The 16828-nt window shown below is 73.0% G+C and carries 8 protein-coding genes and 1 pseudogene; 8 read left to right on the forward strand and 1 reads right to left on the reverse strand.

Features of this window, described 5'->3' with window-relative positions; translation table 11 throughout:
• Positions 1–133: 133 nt before the first annotated feature.
• The 4 genes from gltB to DLJ58_RS04600 all read left to right on the forward strand — a co-directional run bounded on the left by gltB (position 134) and on the right by DLJ58_RS04600 (position 8521).
• The gene (gene gltB, locus DLJ58_RS04585; protein WP_124854005.1) at positions 134–4837 is read left to right on the forward strand and encodes a glutamate synthase large subunit; all 4704 of its coding nucleotides are present in this window, start codon (positions 134–136) and stop codon (positions 4835–4837) included.
• Complete coding sequence (locus DLJ58_RS04590) at positions 4830–6365, forward strand: glutamate synthase subunit beta (RefSeq protein WP_124854006.1); 1536 nt, start codon at positions 4830–4832, stop codon at positions 6363–6365. The genes gltB and DLJ58_RS04590 overlap by 8 nt, the downstream gene beginning before the upstream one ends.
• Before the next feature lie 173 nt (positions 6366–6538).
• The gene (locus DLJ58_RS04595; RefSeq protein ID WP_124854007.1) at positions 6539–7936 is read left to right on the forward strand and encodes an MFS transporter; all 1398 of its coding nucleotides are present in this window, start codon (positions 6539–6541) and stop codon (positions 7934–7936) included.
• Between the two features lie 69 nt (positions 7937–8005).
• Complete coding sequence (locus DLJ58_RS04600; RefSeq protein ID WP_124854008.1) at positions 8006–8521, forward strand: hypothetical protein; 516 nt, start codon at positions 8006–8008, stop codon at positions 8519–8521.
• A gap of 80 nt (positions 8522–8601) precedes the next feature.
• Here DLJ58_RS04600 and DLJ58_RS04605 read toward each other — a convergent pair whose 3' ends face one another.
• The gene (locus DLJ58_RS04605) at positions 8602–10134 is read right to left on the reverse strand and encodes a M1 family metallopeptidase (protein WP_124854009.1); all 1533 of its coding nucleotides are present in this window, start codon (positions 10132–10134) and stop codon (positions 8602–8604) included.
• Positions 10135–10332: 198 nt separating this feature from the next.
• Here DLJ58_RS04605 and DLJ58_RS04610 point away from each other — a divergent pair, with 198 nt between their 5' ends.
• From DLJ58_RS04610 to DLJ58_RS04625, 4 genes and pseudogenes are all read left to right on the forward strand, one after another.
• Positions 10333–11130, forward strand: a complete 798-nt coding sequence (locus tag DLJ58_RS04610) for an SGNH/GDSL hydrolase family protein (protein ID WP_124854010.1) — start codon at positions 10333–10335, stop codon at positions 11128–11130.
• A gap of 135 nt (positions 11131–11265) precedes the next feature.
• On the forward strand, positions 11266–13962 hold the full coding sequence (locus DLJ58_RS04615; RefSeq protein ID WP_124854011.1) for a type 1 periplasmic-binding domain-containing protein: 2697 nt from the start codon (positions 11266–11268) through the stop codon (positions 13960–13962).
• A 97-nt stretch (positions 13963–14059) separates the two neighbouring features.
• Positions 14060–16609 carry an FtsK/SpoIIIE domain-containing protein gene (locus DLJ58_RS04620; protein ID WP_124854012.1) on the forward strand — a complete coding sequence of 850 codons (2550 nt, stop codon included), beginning with the start codon at positions 14060–14062 and terminating at the stop codon, positions 16607–16609.
• 2 nt (positions 16610–16611) lie between these two features.
• A pseudogene (locus DLJ58_RS04625) lies at positions 16612–16828 on the forward strand (hypothetical protein); the annotation flags it as partial.

Here is a 16828-nt window from a genome sequence, read left to right on the forward strand (position 1 = left end):
ACACGTCCCAGCCAGTGGACGGTGTGATCAATCTCGGGTGGCCGTGCGACCCCGGCCCTAACGTAGACTCAATAGACCCACGGGCCGACGTCGTCCCCACCATGATCCAACCTGAGTGACGACAGGAGGCCCGGTGGCTCAGCCGTACGCGGACACAGAACAGCCGCACCCGCACAGCCCGCAGGCGTCCCCGACGCCCCACCCCCGTCCGTCCGCCCAGGGCCTCTACGACCCAGCGCAGGAGCATGATGCCTGCGGCGTGGCCTTCGTGGCGGACCTGCACGGCCGACGTTCACACTCGGTCGTCGCCAACGGGCTCGGCGCGCTCTGTCGGCTGGACCACCGGGGCGCCCGTGGCGCGGAGCCGAACACCGGCGACGGCGCCGGCATCATGATCCAGGTGCCCGACGCGTTCCTGCGTGCGGTGGCCGACGTGGCGCTTCCCCCGGCGGGCGAGTACGCCACGGGGCTGGTCTTCCTTCCCGACGACGATGCCGCCGAGGCGCGTGCCCGCCGGGTGGTCGAGAAGTACGCCCTGGTCGAGGGCGCCGACCTGCTCGGCTGGCGGGACGTGCCGATCGACCCGAGTGACCTGGGCGAAACCGCCCTCGCGGCGATGCCCCGGGTCCGGCAGCTCTTCCTGGCCGCGCACCGCCTCACCGACGCGCCCGACGGGCCGGCCGGCTCCCCACTGCGCGGCATCGAGCTGGACCGGGTGGCGTTCTGCCTGCGCAAGCAGGCCGAACGGGAGACCGCCGAGCGCGGCGTTCCGGCGTACTTCCCGTCGCTGTCCAGCCGCACCATGGTCTACAAGGGCATGCTCACGCCCGACCAGTTGCCGGCGTTCTACCCGGACCTGCGCGACGAGCGGGTGGACAGCGCCATCGCGCTGGTGCACTCCCGCTTCTCCACCAACACCTTCCCGTCCTGGCCGCTGGCGCACCCGTACCGGTTCATCGCCCACAACGGCGAGATCAACACGATCCGGGGCAACCGCAACTGGATGCAGGCCCGCGAGGCGCTCCTGCGCTCGCCGAACGTGCCGGGCAACATCCGGCGGGTCTTCCCGGTCTGCACCCCCGCCGCCTCCGACTCGGCGAACTTCGACGAGGTCCTGGAGTTGCTGCACCTGGCCGGGCGGAGCCTGCCGCACGCGGTGCTCATGATGATCCCCGAGGCCTGGGAGAACGACCCGGGGATGGACCCGGCCAAGCGCGCCTTCTACCGCTTCCACGCCAGCCTGATGGAGCCGTGGGACGGTCCGGCGTCGGTGGCCTTCACCGACGGCGAGATCGTCGGCGCGGTGCTGGACCGCAACGGGCTGCGCCCGGGGCGCTGGTGGCAGACCGACGACGGGCTCGTGGTGCTCGGCTCCGAGGCGGGCGTCCTCGACCTCGACCCGGCCCACGTGGTCGCCAAGGGGCGACTCCAGCCGGGCCGGATGTTCCTGGTCGACACAGTGGCCGGGCGGATCGTGCACGACGAGGAGATCAAGTCCGAGTTGGCCGCCGCCCAGCCGTACGGCGAGTGGCTGCACGCCGGGCTGATCGAGCTGAACGACCTGCCGGCCCGCGAGCACACCGTCTACACGCACGACTCGGTGCGCCGCCGGCAGCAGACCTTCGGCTACACAGTGGAAGAGCTGAAGATCCTGCTCGGGCCGATGGCCCGCACCGGCGTCGAGCCGCTCGGCTCGATGGGTACCGACACCCCGATCGCGCCGCTGTCCACCCGGCCGCGGCTGCTCTACGACTACTTCCACCAGCTCTTCGCCCAGGTCACCAACCCGCCGCTGGACGCCATCCGCGAGGAGTTGGTGACCAGCCTGGCGTCGACCATCGGGCCGGAGGGCAACCTGCTCGACCCGGGCGCCGCGAGCTGCCGGCAGATCGTGCTCCCGCACCCGATCATCGACAACGACGAGCTGGCGAAGATCCTCTCCATCGATGAGGACGGCGACCTGCCCGGCTTCAAGGCGGTCCGGGTCTCCGGGCTGTACCGGATCCGGGAGGGCGCCGCCGGGATCAAGGCGCGGCTGACCGAGATCTGCCGGCACGTCTCCGAGGCGATCGAGGACGGCGTCCGCATCCTGGTGCTCTCCGACCGGGACTCCAACGCCGACCTGGCGCCGATTCCGTCGCTGCTGCTCACCGCCGCCGTGCACCAGCACCTGGTCCGCGAGCAGACCCGTACGCGGGCGGCGCTGGTCGTCGAGTCCGGGGACTGCCGGGAGGTGCACCACGCGGCGGTGCTGATCGGCTACGGCGCGGCGGCGGTCAACCCGTACCTGGCGTTCGAGTCGGTCGAGGACATGATCGCCACCGGCTTGTTGGCCGGGGTGGAGCCGGCCGCGGCGGTGCGCAACTACGCGAAGGCGCTCGGCAAGGGCGTCCTGAAGATCATGTCCAAGATGGGCATCTCGACGGTCTCCTCGTACTGCGGTGCGCAGGTCTTCGAGGCGGTCGGCCTGGACAGCCGGCTGGTCGAGCGCTACTTCCGGGGCACCCCCAGCCGCATCGGCGGGGTGGGTCTCGCCGGCGTGCACACCGAGGTGGCCGCACGACACGCGTTGGCCTGGCCGCCGGCCGGCACCGCCACCTCCGACCGGTTGGAGGTCGGTGGCGAGTACCAGTGGCGCCGCGAGGGTGAGCTGCACCTGTTCAACCCGGAGACGGTCTTCCTGCTGCAGCACGCCACCCGCAGCCGGCAGTACGACGTCTTCCGGCAGTACACCGCCAAGGTCGACGCGCTCGCCGCGCAGGCCGGCTCGCTGCGCGGGTTGTTCACTTTGCGCACCGGCGTCCGTCCGGCGGTGCCGATCGAGGAGGTCGAGCCGGCCACCGAGATCGTCAAGCGGTTCGCCACCGGCGCCATGTCGTACGGGTCGATCTCGGCGGAGGCCCACGAGACGCTCGCCATCGCCATGAACCGGCTCGGCGGCAAGTCCAACACCGGCGAGGGCGGCGAGGACGTCGAACGGCTGCACGACCCGGCCCGGCGGTCGGCGGTCAAGCAGATCGCCAGCGGCCGCTTCGGTGTGACCAGCGAATACCTGGTCAACGCCGACGACCTCCAGATCAAGATGGCCCAGGGCGCCAAGCCGGGCGAGGGCGGTCAGCTGCCCGGCAACAAGGTCTGGCCGTGGATCGCCCGGACCCGGCACGCCACTCCCGGCGTGGGTCTGATCTCCCCACCGCCGCACCACGACATCTACTCCATCGAGGACCTCGCCCAGTTGGTGCACGACCTGAAGTGCGTCAACCCGGCGGCCCGGGTGCACGTCAAGCTGGTCAGCGAGGTCGGCGTCGGCACCGTCGCCGCCGGGGTGGCGAAGCTCAAGGCGGACGTCATCCTGATCTCCGGCCACGACGGCGGCACGGGCGCCTCCCCGATGAACTCGCTCAAGCACGCCGGCACCCCGTGGGAGCTGGGGCTGGCCGAGGCGCAGCAGACGCTGTTGCTCAACAAGCTGCGCGACCGGGTCACCGTGCAGGTCGACGGTCAGCTCAAGACCGGCCGGGACGTGCTGATCGCGGCGCTGCTCGGCGCGGAGGAGTTCGGCTTCGCGACCGCGCCGCTGATCGTCGAGGGCTGCGTGATGATGCGGGTCTGCCACCTGGACACCTGCCCGGTCGGCATCGCCACCCAGAATCCGGTGCTGCGGGAGCGCTTCACCGGCAAGCCGGAGTTCGTGGAGAACTTCTTCCTCTTCCTCGCCGAGGAGGTCCGGGGTTACCTGGCCGAGTTGGGCTTCCGGTCGATCGAGGAGGCGATCGGGCAGTCCGAGGTGCTCGACGTGGCCCCGGCGGTGACGCACTGGAAGGCGCACGGGTTGGACCTGGCGCCCGTCCTGCACCTGCCGGAGCTGCCCGCCGGCGCGGCCCGACGCGGGGTCCGCGCGCAGGATCACGGCCTGGAGCAGGCGCTCGACAACGAGCTGATCGCGCTGGCCCGTCCGGCCCTGGAGGACGGGGCGCCGGTGCGGGTCGAGGTGGCGGTGCGCAACGAGCACCGCAGCGTCGGCGCGATGCTCGGCGGTGAGGTGACCCGTCGCTTCGGCGGCGCCGGCCTTCCCGAGGACACCATCGAGTTCGTGCTGCATGGCACGGCAGGGCAGTCGTTCGGCGCGTTCCTGCCGCGCGGGGTGACCCTGCGCCTGCACGGCGACGCCAACGACTACGTGGGCAAGGGCCTCTCCGGGGGTCGGCTCATCGTCCGTCCGGACGCCGCCGCGCCGTTCCTCGACCCGGACGCCGAGCCGGGACAGCGGGCCGAGGACCAGATCATCGCCGGCAACACCATCCTGTACGGGGCCACGGCGGGCGAGGTCTTCCTGCGCGGCCGGGTGGGGGAGCGGTTCGCGGTCCGTAACTCCGGCGCGATCGCCGTGGTCGAGGGCGTCGGCGACCATGGCTGCGAGTACATGACCGGCGGCACGGTGGTGGTGCTGGGCGGGACCGGCCGGAACTTCGCGGCCGGCATGTCCGGCGGCACGGCGTACGTGCACCACCTGGACCGTGCCCGGGTCAACGCGGAGCTGGTCGACCTGTTGCCGCTGGGCGAGCAGGAGCAGTCGCTGCTGCACGAGCTGGTTCAACGGCACGTGGCCGAGACCGGGTCGGCGGTCGCCGAGGAGCTGCTCAAGCGGTGGCCGGAGGCGGTGGCCGAGTTCACCGCGGTGGTACCCCGCGACTACCGCCGGGTGCTGGAGATCATGCGGGCCGCCGAAGCAGCCGGCCGCGACGTCGACGACGCGGTGATGGGCGCGCTCAGCGCCCCCGCCGCGCCGGTGCCGCCCGCCCCGCGGGTGGTTGCCCAGGAGGTGGCACGTGCCTGACCCGAACGGTTTCCTGCGCTACGACCGGCGGCTGCCGGCCCGCCGCCCGGTGCCGGTGCGGATCAGCGACTGGCGGGAGGTGTACCCGCCGGCCGGCGAGGACTTGGTCCGTGAGCAGGCCACGCGATGCATGGACTGCGGCATCCCGTTCTGCCACGACGGCTGCCCGCTGGGCAATCGCATCCCGGACTGGAACGACCTGGTGCGTACCGGCAACTGGGACGCCGCGGTGGAGTCCCTGCACGCCACCAACAACTTCCCGGAGTTCACCGGCCGGCTCTGCCCGGCGCCCTGCGAGGCGGCCTGCGTGCTCGGCATCTCCGGCGGTCAACCGGTGACCATCAAGCAGGTCGAGGTGGAGATCGCCGACGCTGCCGCGGCGCGGGGGTTCACCCCCCACCCGGTGCCGTCGCCGTCGGGCCGGTCGGTCGCCGTCGTCGGCTCCGGGCCCGCCGGCCTCGCCGCCGCCCAGCAGTTGGCCCGCGCCGGTCACGCGGTGACGGTGTACGAACGCGACGACGCGATCGGTGGCCTGCTCCGGTACGGCATTCCCGACTTCAAGTTGGAGAAGCGGCACATCGATGCCCGGTTGGCCCAGCTCACCGCCGAGGGGGTGCGCTTCCGCACCGGCGTGAACGTCGGGGTGGACGTGACCGCCGAGCAGTTGCGCGCCGAGCACGACGCGGTGCTGCTGGCCTGCGGGGCGTTGCAGGGCCGGGACACGCCGGAAACCCCGGGGCGGGCGCTTCGGGGCGTACACCAGGCGATGGCGCACCTGGTCGCGGCGAATCGCGCGGTCGCCACCGCGGCCGCCGACCAGGCCGGCGTGGTGGCCACCGCCGAGCGTCGGCTGGCGCCGGCGGTGTTGCCGGACGGCACGCCGATCGACGCGGCCGGCAAGCACGTGGTGATCATCGGTGGCGGTGACACGGCGGCCGACTGTCTCGGTGTCGCGCACCGCCAGGGCGCCGCGGGCGTGCACCAGCTCGACCTGTACCCGCAGCCGCCGCAGGAGCGCGACGAGGCACGGGACCCGTGGCCGACCTGGCCGTGGGTGCTGCGCAGCTACCCGGCGCACGAGGAGGGTGGCGAGCGGGTCTTCGCCGTGGCGGTGCAGGAGTTCGTGGACGACGGCACCGGCCAGGTGCGGGCGGTGCGGATCGCCGAGGTGACAGTGGAGAAGCGTGACGGCCGACGGGTCGTCACCGTCGTGCCGGGCTCGGAGCGGGAGTTGCCGGCCGATCTGGTGCTGCTGGCGATCGGTTTCGAGGGCACCGAGCAGCAGCCGTTGCTGGCCCAGTTCGGTGTGACCCGCAACCCTCGGGGCGCCATCGACGCCCGTGACGACTGGCAGACCGACGCCGACGGGGTGTTCGTGGCCGGTGACATGCACCGGGGCGCTTCGTTGATCGTCTGGGCCATCGCCGAGGGGCGGGCGGTCGCCGCCGCCATCCACGGCTATCTGGGCGGGTTCGGTGCGTTGCCGGCCCCGGTGGGTCCGGCCGCGCAGGCTCTCGCCGCTCGCTGAGGTGCGGGCGTCTGGTCGGTGCGGCAGGTCCGCCGCCGCACCGACCAGACATTCCGCTGGTGAAGCCGCTCACAAATGTGGGCAAAAAGGTTTAAGCCGGCAAGACTTGCCGGCTGCCGAACCGCGCCGCGATCGGTGTGAATGATCATGCTGCCGATCGCTGGAGGTTCGTCGTGGCCAGAGGTGCCACCTTCGCCGCGTTGCGCCACCGCAACTACCGGATCTGGGCCCTCGCCGGCTTCATCTCCGTCATCGGCACCTGGATGCAGGTCCTCGGCGTCAACTGGTACGTCCTGAAGGAAACCGGCTCGGCGACGTCCATGGGCTTCGCCGTGCTGCTCCAGGCGGCGCCCACGCTGCTGCTGAGCGTCTGGGGTGGCGTGCTGGCCGACCGGCTGCCCGCCCGCCCGTTGCTGATCGCCGCCCAGGGCGCCCACGCGGTGCTCGCCGCCGGACTGGCGGCGGTCGCCCTGACCGGGGTCGGCGGCCTGCCGCTGATCTTCGCGATCTCGCTGGCCACCGGTGCCGTCTCGGCGATCGAAGGCCCGGTGATGGGGCGCTGGGCCGCCAGCCTCGTCGACCGGGAGACGCTGGGCAACGCGCTGGCGCTCGGCTCGCTCACCAACTCCGCCGGCCGCATCCTCGGCATGAGCCTCGGTGCCGTGGTGGTGGCCGCCGTCGGACCCGCCCTGCTGTTCGGCATCAACGCCGCCAGCTTCGCCGCCGTGGTGGTGGCGCTGTTCGCCGTACGCCCGGCAGGCGTGCCCGGCCTCCCGGTCCCGGACGCCGGCCGGGCCCGGGACGGTGTCCGCGCCGGGTTCGCCTACCTGCGCGGGCAGCCGGTGCTGCTCCTCGCGCTCGCCCTGTCGTTCGTGCTCGGCAGCCTGGGCCGCAACTACCAGGTGACCATGGCCGCGATGAGCGACGGGCCGCTGGACGCCGGCGCCTCCGGGTACGGCCTGCTGTCGACAGTGTTCGCAGTCGGAACGGTGGTGGGCGCGCTCGTCGCCGCCCGGCGGCGTTCCCTGGGCTACCGGACGCTCGTCGTCGCGGGCCTGTTCGCCAGCGGATTGCAGATCGTCGCCGGCCTCGCACCGGGCACCTGGAGTTTCGCCGCGGTGATCCTGCCGATTGCCGCCGCCGCGGTGGTCATCGACACCACCGTCGGCACCCGCGCCCAGCTCGACACCGACGGCGCGATGCGGGGCCGGGTGCTCGCCGCCCTGGCGGTCACCGGCTCCGTCTCCGCCGCGGTCGGCGCCCCGCTGCTCGGCTGGCTCGCCGAACACGCCGGGCCCCGGCAGACGCTCGTCCTCGCCGGAGCCGCGGCGGCGATCGCCACGACGGCGGCGGGCGTCGCCCTGGACCGCCAGCGCGGCCGCACTGCGACCCTCGCGCTTGTCGTTCCGCGACCTCGCCATCCGGTACGACGAGCGGCGTTCCGGGCCGCCCGCATCGTCCGGCCCACCGGTGCGGTCTGCGTCATCGCGCCCGCCGAAGCCGGTGCGGTGCGGTCGGGCGGGGTCCGGCTCCGGGAGTTGGCCACCGCCGGGCCGGTGACGAACCGCTGAGACAGCGGTCACCCCCGGCTGCCCGCTTCCGGGACAGGGCGACCTGAAGATCATCGTTACGCTGCGATCATGGACATTGAGGAGCGACTACGGCGAACCCGCCGATGGCTGTGGATCGTGCTGATCGGGCTCTTCCTGAGTGGTGTCACCGCGTTTCCGCTGGAGATCGAGGTGCGCTGGCTGCTGCGCGTACTGGATCCGCTCGCCGGCCAACTGCCCGCGCTGGTCGCCTGGATCGAGCGGGTGCACACCGGGCTCGTGACGGCCGGGGAGGACTACCCGTTCCTGCTCTACGGCACCGACTGGTTGGCCTTCGCCCACCTGGTGCTGGCGGTGGCCTTCTGGGGGCCGCTGCGCGACCCGGTGCGCAACGTCTGGGTGGTGCAGGTCGGCATGATCGCCTGCGCCGGCATCGTCCCGCTGGCGCTGATCTGCGGCCCGATCCGGGACATCCCCTGGTTCTGGACGGTCGTCGACCTGTCCTTCGCGGTCGGGGCGTTCCCGCCGCTCTGGTTCGCGTACCGGCACATCCGCGCCATCGAGGCGAGCACTGCGGAGGCGGCAGGCTCCCCAGCGGTTTCGTGAGCGCGCCCCGGCAGGCGGCTGGACAAACGCGGCCGGAGACTCCCGCCTGCGCGACGGGTGCCTCCGGCCGACGCTAAGTCCTAGTGCGACATCAGGTGGTGCGACTCGCGGATCTTGGCCCAGGACCTGGGCTCGGTCGGCGGGGCGGCCTTGCGGGCGGCGCTGGCCACCTCGGGCCGGCCGGCGGTGAACAGCCAGGTGGTGAACAGGTCATCCAGGTCCAGCCCGGAGATCCGCTCGGCCAGGGCCTGGAACTGCTCGATGGTGCCGTTGCCGTAGCGGCGCTCGGCGGTCCAGGTCGGCAGGATCTCGAAGAACGCGTCGTCGCCGACGGCCAGCCGCAGCTGGTGCAGGGTCATCGCGCCCCGGTCGTAGACGGCGTTGTCGAAGACCCGGGCGGCGCCCGGGTCGCCGGGCAGCACCTGCCAGAACTCGTCGTCGGCCGGGTAACTGGCGTAGGTGAAGTCGAAGACCTCCTGGGCGGTGCCCTCACCCTGCTCCTCCGACCAGAGCCACTCGGCGTACGAGGCGAAGCCCTCGTTGAGCCAGATGTTGCGCCAGTCGGCCACCGAGACCGAGTCGCCGAACCACTGGTGAGCCAGCTCGTGCGTCACCACGTAGGTGTTGGCGCCGCGTCGCCAGAAGCCCGGCCCGTACACCGGCCGGGTCTGCGTCTCCAGCGCGAAGCCGATGCCGTCGACCGGCCCGGCCACGCCGCCCTGCGCCTCGAACGGGTACGGGCCGAAGATCCCGCTCTCCCAGTCGACGATCTCGGCGGTCCGCTCGATGCTGGCCCGCGCGGCCGGCCCGAGGGCGCCCAGCGAGGTGCTGTACGCGTTGATCACCGGCTGGCCGCTCGGGGCGGTGTCGGTGACGATGTCGTACTGGCCGATGGCCATGAAGGCCAGGTAGGTGGCGGTGGGGGAGGTGGTCCGCCAGATCCACCGGGTGCGGTTGCCGGCCTCGGCCAGCGGTGGCCTCGGCTGCACGCCGTTGCTGATCACCTCGACGCCGGTGGGCACCGACACCGAGATGTCGTAGGTGGCCTTGTCCAGTGGGTGGTCGTTGCTCGGGAACCACCACCACGCCGACTCGGGCTCGTTGACGGCGAGGGCGCCGTCGTCAGTACGCGTCCAGCCGGTGTAGCCGTTGACCAGGGCCTCCGAGGGGACACCGGAGTAGCGCACGACGATGGTGAGCTGTTGACCCCGGGTCACCGTGCGGGCCGGGGTGACCACCAACTCGTGCGCCCCCGCGGTGCTGGTGGTGGCCGCCCATCCGTTGACCCGGACCGACTCGACGTCGAGCAGGAAATCCAGATTGAACGTCGAAAGGTCCTCAGTGGCGGTGGCGAGGATGGTGGTGGTGCCGGTGAGCAGGTCGGTGGCCGGTTCGTAGCGCAGCCGGACGTCGTAGTGCTCGACGTCGTAGCCGCCGTTGCCGTAGTCGGGGAAGTAGCTGTCGCCCAGTCCGGGCGCGCCGGGTTGCGGCGCGGCGGAGACGACCGGACGGCCCCAGCCCGTCGGGGCGGCCTGGCCGGGGGTGCCGGCGAGCATGGTGCCGGCGGTGGTGAGGGTCAGGGCGGTGGTGGCCGCCGTGAGGACTCGTCGCACGGGGTGGACTCCCTCCATCGGGTGTTCGCCAGGTCAACCTAATCGACAACTGTGAACGTCGCCGGCCCGGCGCGCGGTGTCGTCGAGGCATTCCATTGATCTGCAAGTTTCGATAGCATTACCGACTAGTAACAACAGATCACCCCTGGCCACGCGCGGTCGCAGGATCCCACCACCCCTGTCCTGTGGAGGTCCCTCATGCCCCACCGCCCGCTCGCGCGCGTCCTGGCCGTGCTGGTCGCACTCCTCACCGCTGCCCTCGGCGTGGTGCTCGTGCCCGGCGCCGCCCACGCCGCCGCCGTCAACTACGTCGCGCTCGGCGACTCGTACTCCTCCGGCGTCGGCGCTGGCCCCTACGACTCGTCCGGCTGCCTGCGCAGCCAGAAGTCGTACGCTCCGCTCTGGGCGGCCGCCCATGGCGTGACCAACTTCAACTTCCGGGCCTGTGGCGGCGCGGTCACCGCCGACGTGCTCAACGACCAGGTCAGCGCGCTCAGCGCCAGCACCACACTGGTCACCATCACCATCGGCGGCAACGACGCCGGTTTCGTCAACGTCATCACCAGTTGCCGCTTCGGCAGCACCTCGTCCTGCACCAACGCCGTCAACACCGCGAAGAACTTCGCCACCACGACGCTGCCCGCCCGGCTGGACGCCACCTACGCCGCCATCCGCAACCGGGCACCCAACGCCCGGCTGATCGTCCTCGGCTACCCGCGACTGTTCGAGACCGGCTCCTGCGGGTGGTTGGCGATGAGCACCTACAAGCGCACCATCCTCAACGAGGCCGCCGACGTGCTCGCCTCGGTCACGGCTGGCCGGGCCAGCGCCGCCGGCGCCACCTTCGCCGACACCCGGAGCACCTTCGCCGGACACGGCGTCTGCGCCGGCGACCCGTGGATCAACGACATCTCCGGGATCATCGAGGCGTACCACCCGGACGCCGACGGCTACCGCCACGGATACCTGCCGGCACTGAACGCCGTCACCGGCTGACCGGAGCACAGCACCGGATCCACACCGTCGTACCCGTACCGGCCGGCGGTCGAGCGTCCCCTGTGGGCACTCGGCCGCCGGCCGGCCCAACGCCTGTACACGATGCGTCACACTCAGTGGGATCGGAGGTGATGCATGCGACGGTCGGAGGTTCCCGGGCGGGAGTTGACCGGGCAGAGGCAGTCGACCGCGGGTCGGGAACGGCTGCCGGCCGGCGGGTTGGAGTTGTTCGCGCTGCTCGCCCGGCTCTTGCGGCGACCCCGCCGAGGCGACCGCCGGCTGCCGCTGCTGTGGCTGGTCCGCTCCGACACCGCGGATCTGATGGTGCCGCTGCGCCGGTTCCTCGGCCAGGGCCCCCGGCGGCGGGTCCCGCACGCCGTGCTGGACGCCGACGCGCCGCCCGGCGCCGGGGACGTGCCGGCGCTGCTGCGCGAGCTGCACCGGCAGCTCTCCCTGGAGGCCTTCGGCGCCGCCCGACTGCGCTTCCGGCACTATCCGCTCGCCGACTGGCTGATGCAGCAGAGCCTCAGTCTGGGCGTCGACGCCGACGACAGCCGTGCCGCCCTGGTCCGCCGGCTGCGCGACCGCAAGGGCCCGCGCACACCGGAGGCGTTGCCCGCCGGCGGCGACGCGGTCAGCATCGCCTCGCAGGTCCTGCTCTGGCTGGTCCGTCGCGCCGTGCCGGGGGTGGTCTTCCGGGCCGCCGTCTCCGGTCGGGTGCCGGTGCTCGGGCGCCACTACAACTGGTTCATGCGCCAGCAGTACCTGGCGCCCCGGCAGTCGGTCACCTTCCTCGGCTTCGCCGAGCGCCTCACCGCGGGCTGGCGCGACGGGGAGCAACCCGACCAGGTCAACAAGCTGCTGCTGCACGCGTTTTTGGAGGACCTGCGGCAGGCGTACCGGCGTCGGCCGTGGCGCCCGTCGGACTGGCGGCGCACCGCGTACCCGGCTCTGCTGATCGACAACGTCGCCCCCGGCAACGTCGGCGGGGAGCTGGTCCGCCTGATCGGCGACGTCCGCACCGAAACCGGCCGCAACGACCCGCTGCTGATCGTCGCGTCCGGTGGGCAACCCCCACCGGACCTGCCCGAACCGCACCCGTTGACCGAGGCCGACGAGGCGTACGACGAGTGGGCCGGTGCGCTGCCGGAGATGCGACGGCTACGCCGCCCGGCCGCCTGGCTGGTGGCGCTGCGTCCCGACGAGACGGACACCGGCCCACCGTCACGTGGCGGGCTGCGGCCCTTCTCCGCGCCCGACCCGCCGTGGTGGTCGCGGCGCTTCCTGCCGACAGCGCTCTGCCTGGTGCTGGTGGCGGTGCTCGGTCTGTGGGTGGCCAGCCGGTGGGGGCCGGGCTGTCACCCCTCGCTCACCGGCCAGGTCTCGGTCGAGGTGGTCGGCAGCGGCGAGTGTGTCGGCTACAGCGACAGCGCCGCCCAGGTGTTCAACAACGACCCCGGTCAGGACCGGCTGCGCACAGTTCAAGAGCGCATCTTCGCGCAGAACCGCGCCGCCGAGGAGGTCTGGCAGCGCAGCGACCGACGCCGGCCCTTCCTCACCCTGGTCTACCTCGGCACCCTCACCGGCAACCGGACCCGCGCGGACGAGGAGTCGTACGTCTCCGAGCGCGAGGAGCTCGAAGGGATGGCCACCGCCCAGTACGCGTTGTTGAAGGAGTCGGCCGGCGCCGACGGCGCCGCGCTGCTGCGGATCGTGGTGGCCAACGGTGGCCGCCAGATGATCTACGCCGACCGGGCCGTGGCGATGCTGGCCGAACTGGCCCGGGACGACCCCACGGTGCTCGGGGTGGTCGGGCTGGTGGAGAGCCGCACCAGCACCGCACGCGCGCTGCGCGAGCTGAACCAGGTCGGGCTGCCGGTGCTGGCGCCCACCCTCTCCGCCGACAAGATGGACGCCAACTCCCGCCTCTACCTGCAGATCTCCGCACCGAACAAGGACCAGGTGAAGCTGGTCGACGCGTACGCCAGGCAGGTGCTGAAGGTCAACGAGGCACACGTCTTCTACACCACCCTGGAGGGCAGCTCGCTCACCGAGGACCTCTACGTGGGCACCCTCGTCGACGGGCTCCGACAACAGTTCGGCCGCCGGATCACCCGCCTCGACGAGTGGCGCACCGGGCGGCGGCTGACCGACGAGTGCGGCTACCCCGGGATGCTCTTCTACGCGGGTCGATGGTCGGAGTTCGACGGTTTCCTGCGGGCGCTGCGCGAGTGCGGCGGCAACCCGCCCCGGCACCTCGTCGCCGACGACTCGGCCAACCGGTACATGGCCAACCCGGGGCTGCGCGCCGCCGCGCCCGGCAACCTGCCCGTCACGTACGTCTCCAAGGCGTCCCTGGCCACCTGCGCGGTGCTGCGGGCCGCCCAGGACCGGCGCGACGACGACGCCCGGGCCAGCTTTCTGTCCTGGATCCAGGCCGACGACCTGCTCGACCCGCCACGCTGCCGGCCGGGCTCCGAGGAGCAGGTCGGCGAGCGGGTCAGCCTCGCCTACGACGCGTCGATGATGCTGGTCCGGGCGGTGGAGAGCCTCGCCGCCCGGCTGCACCACGCCGACCCCCGGCAACGCTGGGAGCCGGATTCGGTCAACCCGGTGGGCGTGCACGCGGAGGTGCTCCGGCAGAACGCCGGGCAGGGTTACCCGGGGGTGGCCGGGCTGATCCGGTTCACGCCCGACTCGGGGGAGCCGGTCGACAAGCGGCTGGCCCTGATGCGGGTGGAGCAGGTGCCCGACGTGGCGAGGGCGCCGGTGGAGGTGTTCCGCTGCGGGGCGGCCGACGCGTCCGGTCCGGCGGCGTGCGGCCCCGCCTGACCGGTCCGGCGTGACACGTCCTCGCAGGACTGTCCGGGTGCCGCCGGTGTCCGTTAGGGTTCCTGGGACCAGACGGCCGTGGCGTTGGGGGCAGAGGGTGGGCAGGCTCGCGTCGGCGTACGGGCAGGCGGTCAACTCCCACCGGGCGGCTCGCGCGCATCTGGACACTGCCCGTAGCGTCCTGGGGGCGACACCGACCGCCGTCGCGCCGGTCGGCGGCGACGACCTGGTGACCCGCCTCGCCCGCCTCGGCGGTGCCCTGGCAACCCCCGCCCCGGGTGTCACGCCGCTGACCGACGAGGCGGCCGCGGTGCGGATCGGCGAGGCGTCCACCTCGGACGGCGCCTTTCCGGTGCTGGTTCCGCTCGGCGGCGGCCACCACCTCGCCCTGGACACCGACGCCCGGGACCCGCAGGTCGCCGGGCTGCTGCGGGCGCTGGTGCTGCGGCTGGTCGCCACCGCGCCGCCCGGTCAGGTCCGCGTCGCCGGCATCGACACCGCCGCGCTCGGCGCCACCTTCGGCCCGCTGCGACCACTGCTCGACGCCGGGGTGCTCGACCCGCCGGCCACCGGTGAGGCCGAGGTGGCCGCGCTGCTGGACGCCGCCGAGCAGCACGCCCGCGCCGCGCAGCACGGTCAGCCCGGTGCCCGTCGCCTGTTGGTGGTGGTCGCCACCGCCGCGCCGCCGCCGCGCGAACTTGCCCGGCTCGCCGCGCTCACCCACGCCGGCCCGGCCGCCGCCGTGTGCGTGCTGCTCGCCGGCCACCCGTCCCGGCTGCCCGGCGAGACCGCGCCTCCGCTGGGCGGCACCACCGCCGTGCGGCTCAACCAGGGGTACGCGCACGTCGGCGACCCACCCGGCACGCCGTTCAGCGCCGACGGCAGCGGGCTCGCCGCACCCGTCCTGCTCGACGGCGACCCGCCGCCCGCCTCGGTACGCGCGCTCGCCGAGCACCTCGGCACCGCCACCCGTCGCGCCGACGCGTTGCCCTTCACCGACCTGCTGCCCGAACGGCGCTGGGCCGAGTCCGCCGGGAACGGCCTGCGTACGGTGATCGGCCGGGCCGGCGGCGGTGGCGCCTTCGGCACCGCGCTGACGCTCGCCTTCGACGACGCCACCCCACACTGGCTGGTCGGTGGGCGCACCGGCGCCGGCAAGACCGTGTTCCTCCTCGACGTCCTCTACGGGCTGGCCGCCCGCTACTCGCCGGCCGAGTTGCAGCTCTACCTGCTCGACTTCAAGGAGGGCGTGAGCTTCACCGAGTTCGTGCCCACCGGCCGGGACCCGTCCTGGCTGCCGCACGCCCGTGCCGTCGGCATCGAGTCCGACCGCGAGTACGGTCTCGCCGTGCTGCGCGAGCTGCGCCGGGAGGCGCAACGCCGGGCCACCGCACTCAAGCGGCACGGGGTCACCAAGCTCGCCGACCTGCCCCGGGACAATCCGCTGCCGCGCATCGTGACGGTCATCGACGAGTTCCACGTGCTGCTCGGCGGCAACGACGCGCTGGCCCGCGAGTCGGTCGACCTGCTGGAGGAGTTGGCCCGCAAGGGCCGCTCGTACGGCATCCACCTGGTGCTCGCCAGCCAGAGCATGACCGGCATCGAAGCCCTCTACGGGCGGGCCGAGGCGATCTTCGGGCAGTTCGCGTTGCGGGTGGCGCTGCCCGGCGGTGGTGGGGTGCTCGACCAGCTCAACGACGCCGCCGCGGCCCTGCCGGTCGGCTCCGCCGTGGTCAACACCGCCGCCGGCGCGGTCGGCGCCGACACCGTGCTGCGCTTCCCGGACGCGCACGCCGCCGCGGCCGACCTCGCCGCGTTACGCCACGACCTGTGGCACGCCCGCCCGCCGGGCTCGCGGGCCCCAGCGGTCTTCAAGGGGTACGAATCCGCGCGGATCGAGGACGACAGCACGTTCGCCGGGTTGCGCCCCGGTGGTCGACGCCCGATGGCCCTGGTCGGCCGAACCGTCGACGTGCACGGCACCACCGCACTGTTCCTGATGGACACCACCCCCGGCCGGCACCTCGCCGTGGTGGGCACCGCACCGACCGGCGCGGACGTGCTGCGCGCCGCGACGCTCAGCCTTGCCCGCCAGCACGCCCCCGGCGACGCCCGCTTCCACCTGGCCTGCCTGGTCACCGTCGCCGACCCGGTCGCCGACGACACCGAAACGCTGCTGCGGGCCGCCGGCCACCCGGTGCAGCGCCTCGACGCGGCCGGGCTGCGCGACCGGATCGCCGCGCTGGCCGCCGAGCCCATCGGCCGCGAATACCTCGTGGTGTTCGGCATGGACGCCGCCGCGGCCGTCCTCGGGGCCACCGACCCCGGCACGTTCCGCTCCGGCCTGGACGACCTGCGTACCGTCCTGCGCCAGGGCCCCGGGCAGGGGGTGCACCTGCTCGGCTGGTGGCGGGGCCTGCGCCGGCTCGCCGACGACCTCGGCGGCAGCCAGAACCGTGACGACGTCGCCTGCCTGGTCGCGCTCAACGTGCCCGGCGCCGAGCTGGCCCTGCACCTCGGAGCGCACGACCTGGCCTACACGCCCCGCCCCGACCGGGCGCTGCTGATCGACCGGCACGACCAGCGCACCCGGCTGATCGTCCCGTTCGTCGGCGACGGGCACGACGACCCCGACGGGGAGCGGTGACAGTGTCCTTCGAGGAGTACGCGGCGCTGGCCCGACAACTCTCCGCCCAGCACCGCGCCGGGGAACAGCACGCCGCCGCCGAGTCCGCGCGCCGCCGCGACCTGCACGCCGCCGTCGACTACCTCCAGCAGCGGCTGACCGCCCAGGGGCAGCGCCTCGACCAGCTCGGCCGAGCCATCGGCGTCGACCAACCACCCCCTGCCCCTGCCCCCGCAGCTG

Source organism: Micromonospora arida, from assembly GCF_003857035.1.
Taxonomy (GTDB): Bacteria; Actinomycetota; Actinomycetes; order Mycobacteriales; family Micromonosporaceae; genus Micromonospora; species Micromonospora arida.